Origin of the sequence: Bacteroides cellulosilyticus DSM 14838 (genome assembly GCF_000158035.1) — a bacterium.
GTDB lineage: Bacteria > Bacteroidota > Bacteroidia > Bacteroidales > Bacteroidaceae > Bacteroides > Bacteroides cellulosilyticus.
On sequence record NZ_EQ973495.1, the window covers coordinates 720,085 to 731,841 of the forward strand.

8 protein-coding genes are annotated in these 11,757 nt (G+C 46.1%); 4 read left to right on the forward strand and 4 right to left on the reverse strand.

Annotated features, from left to right (window positions below; all coding sequences use genetic code 11):
• Positions 1-2,874 (forward strand): PEP/pyruvate-binding domain-containing protein (locus BACCELL_RS25015; RefSeq protein WP_007214968.1); only part of this gene is annotated, 2,874 nt, incomplete at its 5' end.
• A 33-nt stretch (positions 2,875-2,907) separates the two neighbouring features.
• Here BACCELL_RS25015 and BACCELL_RS25020 read toward each other — a convergent pair.
• Entirely contained in the window at positions 2,908-3,759 is an 852-nt protein-coding gene (locus BACCELL_RS25020; protein WP_369796071.1) for a metallophosphoesterase, read from the reverse strand.
• Positions 3,760-3,884: 125 nt separating this feature from the next.
• On the opposite strand from BACCELL_RS25020, the gene menA reads away from it, so the two are divergent.
• On the forward strand, positions 3,885-4,796 hold the full coding sequence (gene menA / locus BACCELL_RS25025) for a 1,4-dihydroxy-2-naphthoate octaprenyltransferase (protein WP_007214970.1): 912 nt from the start codon (positions 3,885-3,887) through the stop codon (positions 4,794-4,796).
• A gap of 9 nt (positions 4,797-4,805) precedes the next feature.
• On the opposite strand, the gene rfbB is transcribed toward menA, so the two are convergent.
• The 3 genes from rfbB to BACCELL_RS25040 form a co-directional block, all read right to left on the reverse strand.
• Positions 4,806-5,945 carry a dTDP-glucose 4,6-dehydratase gene (rfbB, locus tag BACCELL_RS25030; RefSeq protein ID WP_007214971.1) on the reverse strand — a complete coding sequence of 380 codons (1,140 nt, stop codon included), beginning with the start codon at positions 5,943-5,945 and terminating at the stop codon, positions 4,806-4,808.
• 36 nt (positions 5,946-5,981) lie between these two features.
• Entirely contained in the window at positions 5,982-6,854 is an 873-nt protein-coding gene (rfbA, locus tag BACCELL_RS25035; RefSeq protein ID WP_007214972.1) for a glucose-1-phosphate thymidylyltransferase RfbA, read from the reverse strand.
• Between the two features lie 148 nt (positions 6,855-7,002).
• Positions 7,003-7,494 (reverse strand): metallophosphoesterase family protein, encoded by a 492-nt coding sequence (locus BACCELL_RS25040; RefSeq protein WP_007214973.1) that lies wholly within the window; start codon positions 7,492-7,494, stop codon positions 7,003-7,005.
• 55 nt (positions 7,495-7,549) lie between these two features.
• On the opposite strand from BACCELL_RS25040, the gene BACCELL_RS25045 reads away from it, so the two are divergent.
• A complete protein-coding gene (locus BACCELL_RS25045) occupies positions 7,550-9,619 on the forward strand; it encodes an RNA degradosome polyphosphate kinase (RefSeq protein ID WP_022208178.1) in 2,070 nt (689 codons plus the stop codon).
• Positions 9,620-9,703: 84 nt separating this feature from the next.
• On the forward strand, positions 9,704-11,757 hold a 2,054-nt coding region (locus tag BACCELL_RS25050; RefSeq protein ID WP_044154417.1), incomplete at its 3' end, for an inorganic phosphate transporter.

Genomic DNA, 11,757 nt, shown 5'->3' on the forward strand with positions numbered 1-11,757 from the left:
AATCCTTATGATGCTTTCATGCTGGAAGACGACGGACGCATTGACGAAAAAATCTTTAATGAATATACTTCACTTTCTCTGCGCTATCCACCCCGCTTTACCCAGGTATCGACTTGCGAGGAAGCCTTGGCACAACTCTCTACCGTACCATTCGATCTCATCATCTGTATGCCGGGAACGGGAGATAACGACAGTTTCGATGTGGCGCGACACATCAAGAGCCTTTACGAACATATTCCTATGGTGATACTGACCCCTTTCAGCCACGGTATCACCAAACGCATCGCCAACGAAGACCTGAGTCCTTTCGAATATATCTTCTGCTGGCTGGGAAACACGGACCTACTGGTGTCTATCATCAAACTGATAGAGGACAAGATGAACCTGGAACACGACGTAAATGAAGTAGGTGTGCAGGTGATTCTGGTTGTGGAGGACGGTATCCGTTTTTATTCATCCATATTGCCCAACCTCTATAAGTTCGTATTGAAACAGAGCCAAGAGTTCAGCACCGAAGCATTGAACGCCCACCAGCGCACGTTGCGTATGCGTGGACGTCCGAAGATTGTACTGGCCCGTACGTATGAAGAAGCTATAGGCATTTACGAGAAATACAAAAATAATATATTAGGAGTCATTACCGATGTCCGCTTTCCACGTGTGGAACGTGGTGAAAAGGACGGACTTGCCGGTATCAAGCTTTGCGCTGCCATCCGTAAGGAAGATCCCTTCGTACCGCTCATCATTCAGTCGTCCGAATCGGAGAATGCGCTTTATGCTTCAAAATATGGTGCCGCCTTTATCGATAAGAATTCCAAGAAGATGGACGTAGACCTGCGCCGCATCGTATCGGACAATTTCGGTTTCGGCGACTTTATCTTCCGCAATCCCGACACACTGGAAGAGATAGCCCGTGTAAAGAACCTGAAGGAATTACAAAACATCCTTTTTGCCGTACCGGCAGAGTCATTCCTTTATCATATCAGCCGCAACCATGTCAGCCGTTGGCTCTATTCACGCGCCATGTTCCCGGTAGCTGAATTTCTGAAACCTATCACCTGGAACAGTTTGCAGGATGTGGACGCCCACCGTAAAATCATCTTCGAAGCAATTGTAAAATACCGTAAGATGAAGAACCAGGGTGTGGTAGCCGTGTTCAAGCGTGACCGTTTCGACCGCTACTCCAACTTCGCCCGCATCGGTGACGGCTCATTGGGAGGTAAAGGGCGCGGCCTCGCTTTCATCGACAATATGGTGAAGCATCACCCTGAATTCGAAGAATTCGATAACGCCCGCGTTGCCATTCCCAAGACCGTAGTGCTCTGTACTGATGTCTTCGACGAGTTTATGGAGACAAACAATCTGTATCAAGTAGCCCTTTCGGATGCGGAGGACGATGTGATCCTGCGATACTTCCTGAAAGCGAAGTTACCCGACCGACTGGTAGAAGACTTTTTTACCTTCTTTGATGTAGTGAAGTCTCCGCTTGCCATTCGTTCGTCTTCTTTGCTGGAAGATTCACACTATCAACCTTTTGCCGGAATATACAATACGTATATGATCCCCTATCTGGATGATAAATACGAAATGCTCCGTATGTTGTCCGATGCCATAAAAGGCGTGTACGCTTCGGTCTACTTCCGCGACAGTAAAGCATATATGCAGGCCACAAGCAATGTCATCGACCAGGAAAAGATGGCGGTCATTCTGCAAGAGGTAGTCGGCAACCAATATGGTGACCGTTACTACCCCAGTATGTCCGGTGTGGCACGCTCGCTGAACTATTATCCTATCGGTGATGAAAAAGCCGAAGAAGGTACTGTGAACCTCGCCCTCGGTTTGGGAAAATATATCGTAGACGGTGGTATGACACTCCGCTTCTCTCCCTATCATCCCCACCAGATATTGCAGACCAGCGAAATGGAAATAGCACTGAAAGAGACGCAAACCCGTTTCTACGCTCTCGACCTGCGTAATGCCGGACACGATTTCTCTATGGACGACGGCTTCAACCTGTTGAAACTGCACGTGAAAGAGGCGGAAAAGGACGGAGCACTGAATTATATAGCCTCTACCTACGATCCCTACGACCAGATTATTCGCGACGGTCTATATCCCGGCGGGCGCAAAGTCATCACCTTCGCCAATATCCTGCAACACGACGTTTTCCCGTTGGCACGCATACTGCAACTGGTACTGAAATACGGTGAACAGGAAATGCGCCGCCCCGTTGAAATAGAATTTGCCGCCACCATGAGTCGGGAACAGGACAAATCGGGTACTTTCTACCTGTTGCAGATACGCCCCATCGTAGATACGAAAGAGATGCTGGACGAAGATCTGACAGCCATACCTGACGATAAAGTACTGCTTCGCTCCAACAATTCCCTGGGACATGGAATTATGAATGATATCTATGATGTCATCTATGTGAAGACGGATGATTACAGCGCATCACACAATCAAGAGATTGCCTGGGAAATAGAGAAACTGAACCAACAATTCCTTGATGAAGGCAGGAACTATGTTCTCGTTGGTCCCGGACGTTGGGGTAGCAGTGACACATGGCTGGGTATTCCTGTAAAATGGCCACATATCAGTGCTGCCCGCGTCATTGTGGAAGCCGGATTGACGAATTATCGCGTAGATCCCAGCCAAGGGACCCACTTCTTCCAGAACCTGACTTCTTTCGGTGTAGGCTACTTCACTATTAATGCCTTTATGAATGATGGCGTGTATGATCAGGACTTCCTGAATGCACAACCGGCCGTACACGAAAGCAAGTATCTGCGGCATGTCCACTTCGAACAACCTGTAACAGTAAAGATGGATGGCAAGAAGAAGCTGGGTATTGTGCTCTTACCCGGTGAGTGAACATGCAAAAGATGCCATCTGCATCAGTAGGTATTAGTCTTTCTGCTGATGCAGTATGATCATCACCACTTCGCTGGGCGCAAAGAGCCGGATGTTCTTATTGGATGTACCGATGCCATTGGTTATAATCATCGGTATGTGATGCGAGTTGTATTTCAATCCGGTGCGGAAACGCTTGCCATAATGGGATGGAATGATTGGTGCGTACAAGCCAAATAGAGTGACCTGTCCTCCATGAGTATGTCCGGCAAGTACGAGATCGGTATTCGTAATGGGAACATCTTCCGCATAGTCAGGCGTATGCGTCAGCAGAATGACAAAATCATCGGGTGAAAGTCCAAGTGTGGGAGATGTGCCATTCTTCTTTAAATTGAAAGGATTACGTACGCCGGCAATCAAAATTTCTTCTCCGTCCCGTCTCAAAGTATCTACTTTATGTTCCAGCAAGTGCATACCGTACTTCTGCAATCCACGTACAATATCATCATAACAGGCTTCATAGTCATTATTGCCCAGTACGACATACGTCCCCATCGGTGTTTTCACCCCGGACAGGGCAGCCAAAAGGGGCTGAACATATTCGCAACCTTCATGCAAGTCACCACCTATCAACAATGCATCTGCATGCTGATTATTGAGCAACTTGACTAAATTAGCCAATCCCTTCTCTTTGAAAAGACTTCTATAATGCAAGTCGGATATAAAGGCAATACGAAAACCATCGAAAGCAGTTGGTACATCGGGATGGGTAAATTCATAAGTCCTTACCCGACTGATGCCTTTATATCCGGAACCGGACTTGGAAGACGAAAACATACTGCTACCCGACTTACAGGAAGAAAAGAATAGTAAGGAAAGGATACATATATAAAATAAATTCTTCATCATAGGCAAGTATATTATTCATCGCAAGTGAGCACATTATTCATCATAAACGAATACAAAGATAGGCATTTTCTGTATCTTTGCTACAAAATTGGTAAATGATAACTTACTTCTAAAACCGGAATATGAAAGAGATCAAACAGAATTCCCCCCATGCATGGCTCCTTGCAGCCCGTCCCAAAACCTTGACGGGAGCTATCATTCCTGTGATGATAGGTACTTCACTGGCATTTGCCGACGGACAATTCAAAATTGTTCCCGCTCTGCTGTGTATGCTCTTTGCCTGCGGTATGCAGATCGCCGCCAACTTCATCAACGACCTCTTCGACTTCCTGAAAGGTACCGACCGTACCGACCGCCTGGGCCCGGAACGTGCCTGCGCACAAGGCTGGATTACACCGGGAGCCATGAAAGTGGGAATCGGTGTCATCGTCATTTTGTCCTGCATTTCCGGTCTCGGATTGCTATACACAAGTTGGGGAGAACTGCCTCACGGAGGATGGGAACTCATTGTGCTGGGAGTATTCTGCGTAATATTTGCCTTCCTTTATACCACCGTCCTCTCCTATCAAGGTTGGGGCGACTTACTGGTGCTGATATTCTTCGGCTTTGTTCCGGTAGGCGGCACATATTATGTGCAGGCATATACATTCACCCCAAACGTCATCATTGCTTCGCTCATCAGCGGACTGGTAATAGATACCTTATTAGTTGTGAACAATTATCGCGACCGTGATCAGGATGCCCTCAGCGGAAAACGTACGCTCATCGTCCGTTTCGGAGAACCTTTCGGCAGATACCTTTACCTCTGGCTCGGCATCATCGCGACATTGCTTTCCTTCTGGTTTGCCCAAGGCTGGAACTATGCAGGTATCTTCATGCCTTTCACCTACCTTTATTTCCACGTAACTACCTGGAAACGTATGGTAAAGATACGAAGCGGTAAAAAATTAAACAGCATACTGGGCGAGACTTCGCGCAATATGCTGTTTATGGGGATTCTTCTTAGTGTTATAATAGCAATCACTAACCGTTAATCACTAACATCATCTCTTTCCGTACATCTTCTCGTAATAGTGCTGATAATCACCGCTGGTTACTTCTTCCACCCAGTCCTGATTATTCAGATACCACTCGATAGTCTTCACGATACCGTCTTCGAATTTCGTTTCGGGATACCAGCCTAAAGCGGCAGTGATCTTTGCCGGATCAATGGCATATCGCTGGTCATGGCCGAGACGGTCTTTCACGAAGGTAATCAAGTCTTCATTAATCCAGCTGATATCAATCTGACCGTCTTCATCCTTCACTTTCTTCTTTAGAACTTCACGATATTCCGGTTTCTCCGTCATCAATCGGTGGATAGTGGCAATAGTTAACTTCACGATTTCGAGGTTGGTCTTTTCATTATGACCGCCTACATTGTAGACTTCACCTTCTACGCCTTCGCGAACTACCAGGTCGATAGCTTTGCAGTGGTCTTCCACATACAACCAGTCGCGCACATTGCTACCGTCACCATAAACAGGAAGCTTCTTGCCTTCCAGAATATTCTTGATAATCAGCGGAATCAACTTTTCGGGGAAATGATACGGACCGTAGTTATTGGAGCAGCGGGTAATGGTTACCGGCATCTTATACGTATCATGATAAGCCATAACCACCATATCGGCACTTGTTTTGGAAGCACTGTAAGGACTGTGCGGACAAAGCGGAGTTTGCTCTGTGAAGTATCCTTCGGCACCCAATGAGCCATACACTTCATCGGTAGAAACCTGATGATAGCGTACACCCTTGCGCCAGGTAGGATAACCATTTTCATCCTTACCCGTCACCCAGGCACGACGCGCTGCATCCAGCAGGTTCTGCGTACCCAGAATGTTAGTAACCAGGAAAAGCTGCGGATTTTCAATACTGCGGTCTACATGACTTTCAGCGGCAAAGTTCACCACATAGTCGAATTTGAACTTGGCAAACAGTTCGTCAGCCAATACACGGTCGCAAATGTCACCCTTCACAAAGATACAACGTTCATCATCAATGTCTTTGGCGATGGTACCGAGGTTGCCGGCATAAGTCAAAGCATCCAATATCACAAGCTTGACATCATCATGCTTTGCCAGAATGTGCTTGATATAATTCGCGCCAATAAACCCGGCTGCACCGGTTACGAGATAAGTCTTCATTGATTTATGATTTATAATTTATAATTTATGATTTTCTCAACGGTGAGAATTGGCAAGTTCCATCAGGTATGTACCGTATTCCGTTTTGCCGAGTTGTTCACCAAGACGATATAACTGATCGGCATCTATCCAACCTTTGCGCCAGGCTATTTCTTCGATACAGCTGACGCGGAAACCTTGTCGGTTCTGTATGGTAGCCACAAAGTTGCTTGCTTCCAGCAGACTGTCGCAGTTACCCGTATCGAGCCATGCGAAACCACGGCCGAAGATTTCTACTTTCAGTGTGCCTTCATCAAGATACAAGCGGTTAAGATCGGTGATTTCATATTCGCCACGGGCAGATGGTTTCAAAGCGGCAGCCTTGGCAGTGACAGTAGAGTCATAGAAATAAAGACCGGGCACGGCATAGTTGCTTTTGGGTTGCGCAGGCTTCTCTTCGAGCGAAATGGCTTTGCCGTCGGCATCGAATTCCACCACGCCATAGGCACGTGGGTCCTTTACATAATAGCCGAAGATACATGCGCCTTTTTCTATCGAAGCGGCACGCTTCAACATAGCAGAGAAGCCCTGGCCGTAGAACATATTATCACCTAGGATAAGACATCCCGGTTCACCATTTAGAAACTCGGCACCCAGGACAAAAGCCTGTGCCAGTCCGTTAGGTTTCTCCTGTATCTTATAAGAGAAGGACATTCCGAGCTCTTCACCCGTACCGAGCAATTCGCGAAACATGGGTAAGTCACGTGGAGTGGAAATAATCAACACTTCGCGTATCCCCGCCAACATAAGCGTGGAAAGCGGATAGTAAATCATCGGCTTGTCATAAACCGGCATAATCTGCTTGGAAATAGCCTTTGATAAGGGGTAAAGGCGGGTGGCGCTACCACCGGCAAGAATAATTCCTTTCATATTTCAGTTCTTTTTTCGGTTGATACAAATATAGAATAAAATAAGAAGGAGGACCAAGCCCCACGGCTCTCAATTTGCTATTCAAGTCGCAAAGATAATGCAAAGCAAATGTAGTACAAAATAATTTAATTTATTTTTAGGAGCTTTCTCAACCTGCCAACTCTATTACTTCAAGATCCTTGAACACTCCATTGTCAACAATGAAACGGACCATTGTGCGTACCTTATGGAATCCGGAAATACCTGCGGCACCCGGATTAATGTGCAGCATATCCAGTGTTTTGTCATACTTCACCTTCAATATATGAGAATGTCCGCTAATGAAAAGTTTGGGCGGACGCACCAGAATGCTTCCCCGTATGGAAGGATCGTAATTGCCCGGATAGCCGCCAATATGTTTTATCAACACTTCGGCACCGTCAATAGTAAAACGATTGATTTGCGGATAGACCTGACGGATGTCTTGCCCGTCAATGTTGCCATACACGGCACGGAAAGGACGGAATGCCGCCAACTTCTGCGCCACTTCCAGCGAACCGATGTCACCGGCATGCCAGATTTCATCACACGTTTCGAAATATTGCAGATACTTTTCATCCCAATATCCGTGTGTATCGGATAATAAACCAACTTTTGTCATCTTTCTTTTGTTTATCTGTGCAAAGGTAACTATATTTGGGAAAATCTTGATGAGTATGGAAAACCAATATCAATATTTTAAACGGGACATTAGTTGGCTGTCATTCAATTACCGTGTTCTATTGGAAGCAGAAGATGACACCTTGCCTCTGTATGAACGCATTAACTTTATATCCATTTATTCTTCCAACCTGGAAGAATTCTACAAAATACGCGTTGCCGACCATAAAGCTATAGCTACCGGTGCTGCACAAAGTGACGAGGAAACCGTACAGTCTACCATCGAACTGGTGGATGCGATAAACCTTGAAGTAAACCGCCAAATGGAGGATCGTATCCGTATCTACGAGCAAAAGATACTTCCTGCCCTGAAGAAAAATCATATCATTTTCTATCAGAGCCGAAATGTGGAACCCTTCCATCACGACTTCGTACGTCGTTTCTTCCGGGAAGAGATTTTCCCGTTCCTGCAACCTGTGCCGGTGTCCAAGGACAAGGTCATTTCATTTCTGCGCGATAATCGTCTGTATCTTGCCGTCCGTCTTCAACAGAAAGGATTGCCGCCCGGTGCTCCGGGACGTACGCAATATTTCGTAATGAAACAGCCGTACAGCAAAGTTCCACGTTTCATAGAGTTGCCCAAAGTAGGAAACAACTATTATCTGATGTTCATAGAGGATATCATCAAGGCTAATCTGGATGTTATCTTCCCGGGCTATGATGTAGAAAGCAGTTATTGCATCAAGATTTCTCGCGATGCGGATATACTGATAGACGATGCCGCCAACACTTCCGAAATCATCGAACAGGTAAAGACTAAAGTAAAGAAACGCAAGATAGGAGATGTATGCCGCTTTGTGTACGACCGTGCCATGCCGCAGGATTTTCTTGATTTCCTGGTAGACGCTTTCCATATCGACCGCCGCGAGTTGGTTCCGGGAGACAAACACCTCAACCTGGAAGACTTACGCCATTTGCCTAATCCCAACCCCAATATACACCCTATACGGAAGCCGCAACCGATGAAACTGACCTGCCTTGATGAACGGGAATCCATATTCCGCTATGTGGAGAAAAAGGATTTGCTACTACATTATCCTTACCATTCATTCGAACATTTCATCCACTTCCTGTACGAAGCCGTACACGAACCTACCGTGCGTGAAATCATGGTAACACAATACCGGGTTGCCGAGAACTCAGCTGTAATCAACACTCTGATAGCCGCCGCACAGAATGGCAAAAAGGTTACTGTTTTTGTGGAACTGAAAGCCCGCTTCGACGAAGAAAACAACCTTGCCACTGCTGAAATGATGAAAGCTTCGGGCATTAATATCATATATAGTATTCCTAAATTAAAGGTACATGCCAAGGTTGCCCTCGTTCTTCGGCGCGACGCAGAAGGGAAAAAACTAACCAGTTATGCCTATATCAGCACCGGTAACTTCAATGAAAAGACTGCTACGCTCTACGCAGACAGTGGTCTATTTACCTGTAATCGGATCATCGTGAACGATCTGTACAACTTGTTCCGTACCCTGCAAGGTAAAGAGAATCTGAAGTTCCACCGCTTACTGGTAGCCCGTTTTAACCTGATACCGGAACTGAACCGTCTGATTGATCATGAAATGGAGCTGGCGAAAAAAGGAAAAGCCGGTCGCATCATACTAAAGATGAATGCACTGCAAGATCCTACCATGATAAACCGTCTGTATGAAGCCTCGCAAGCCGGTGTGGAAATAGACCTGATCGTCCGGGGCATCTGCTGCCTGATACCGGGGCAAACATACAGTCGTAACATTCGTGTCACACGTATTGTGGATACATTTCTGGAACACGCACGTATATGGTATTTCGGTAATGGAGGAAATCCGAAACTATTCCTCGGCTCACCGGACTGGATGCGGCGTAACCTGTACCGTCGCATCGAGGCCGTCACCCCCATACTGGACCCGGATGCAAAGCAGGAACTGATAGATATGCTTTCTATCCAGCTCTCAGATAAGCGTAAAGCCTGTTTTGTAGATGAGAATCTGCGTAACTGTTGGAAATCAGCTCATCCACAAAAGGAAAAAGTACGTTCACAATATACTTTTTATGAATACCTGAAGGAGAAGACTGAATAGTTTTGTAACATCTATGTAATATGTATGACATTTCTCTGCAACACGATTTACGTTCCTTTGCAGCCAGAAATAAAATACATTATTATGGAAACTATTTATCTATGCATTGTCATCTTTCTGTTCGTCCTTGCGGTGTTCGACCTCATTGTGGGCGTCAGTAATGATGCTGTCAATTTTCTTCAATCGTCAGTCGGAGCAAAGGCTGCTTCTTTCAAAACCGTACTGTTTATCGCCGGTTTAGGCGTATTCATCGGTGCAGCGTTGTCCAATGGAATGATGGACATCGCCCGGCACGGTATCTATCAACCACAGCATTTCTACTTTGCCGAAATCATGTGCATCCTGCTTGCCGTAATGCTGACGGACGTTGTGCTGCTGGACGTCTTCAACACAATGGGTATGCCGACTTCCACTACCGTCTCCATGGTATTCGAGTTACTCGGAGGTACATTCGCATTGGCACTGATCAAGGTGCAAGGCAGTGATACGCTGGGACTTGGCGATCTCATCAATACAGACAAAGCACTATCCGTCATTATGGCAATCTTCGTTTCTGTCGCTATCGCTTTCTTCTTCGGTATGCTGGTACAATGGCTGGCACGCGTGGTGTTCACTTTCAACTACAAGAAGAAAATGAAATACAGCATCGGGATATTCGGAGGTATCGCCGTTACGTCCATCATCTATTTCATGCTGATAAAAGGTTTGAAGGACAGCTCATTCATGACCCCCGACAACAAACAATGGATACAGGACAACACAGTTATGCTGATCGGTTTCTGTTTTATATTTTTCACGATACTCATGCAAGTACTGCACTGGCTCAAAATCAATGTATTCAAAGTAGTGGTTTTGTTGGGTACTTTCGCCCTGGCTCTCGCTTTTGCTGGCAATGACCTTGTAAACTTCATAGGTGTACCTTTAGCCGGATATTCTTCTTTCATCGACTTTACCACTAATGGAGCAGGCAGTTCGCCGGACGGTTTCCTGATGTCCTCACTTCTCGGTCCCGCCAAAACACCCTGGTATTTTCTCTTCGGAGCAGGTATCATCATGGTATACGCTCTCTGCACTTCTAAAAAAGCACATAATGTAATCAAGACTTCCGTCGACCTTGCCCGCCAGGATGAAGGAGAAGAGAACTTCGGAAGCACGCCGATTGCCCGCACACTGGTACGTTTAAGTATGACAATGTCCAATAATATTTCTAAAGTGATGCCTGAAGGTATGAAGAGTTGGCTCGACACCCGCTTCCGCAAAGACGAGGCCATCCTTGCCGATGGTGCTGCATTCGATCTGGTTCGCGCTTCAGTAAACTTGGTATTGGCAGGTCTGCTCATTGCATTGGGTACTTCATTAAAATTACCTCTTTCCACCACTTATGTGACTTTCATGGTTGCCATGGGTACTTCCCTCGCCGACCGTGCCTGGGGACGTGACTCTGCCGTATTCCGTATCACAGGTGTACTTAGTGTGATTGGTGGCTGGTTTATTACAGCCGGTGCCGCATTTACCATCTGTTTCTTCGTTGCCATGATAATCCACTTCGGTGGTACATTTGCCATCATCGCGCTGATTGGCTTGGCAATATTCTCACTGATTCGTAGCCAGGTGATGTACAAGAAACGCAAAGCTAAAGAAAAAGGGAATGAAACCATCAAACAGCTGATGCAGAGTAGCAACAATGCAGAAATTCTGGAACTGCTGCGTAAACATACCCGTGAAGAGTTAGTGAAGGTACTGGCATTTACCGAAGAAAACTTAGAACGTACCGTAACGGCATTCCTGCACGAAAACCTTCGCGGATTACGTCGTTCCATGGGTTCTGTGAAATTTGAAAAACAACTCATTAAGCAGATGAAACGTACCGGCACCCTCGCCATGTGTCGCCTGGACAACAATACGGTATTGGAAAAAGGTCTTTACTACTATCAAGGCAATGATTTCGCCAGCGAACTGGTATATAGCATCGGACGTCTCTGTGAACCTTGTCTCGAACATATCGACAATAACTTCAAGCCATTGGATACCATTCAGAAAGGTGAGTTCTCTGACGTTACGGAAGATATTATCTACTTATTACAAGTTTGCCGCCACAAGATGGAAAACAATGATTATGATGAGTTTGAGAATGAACT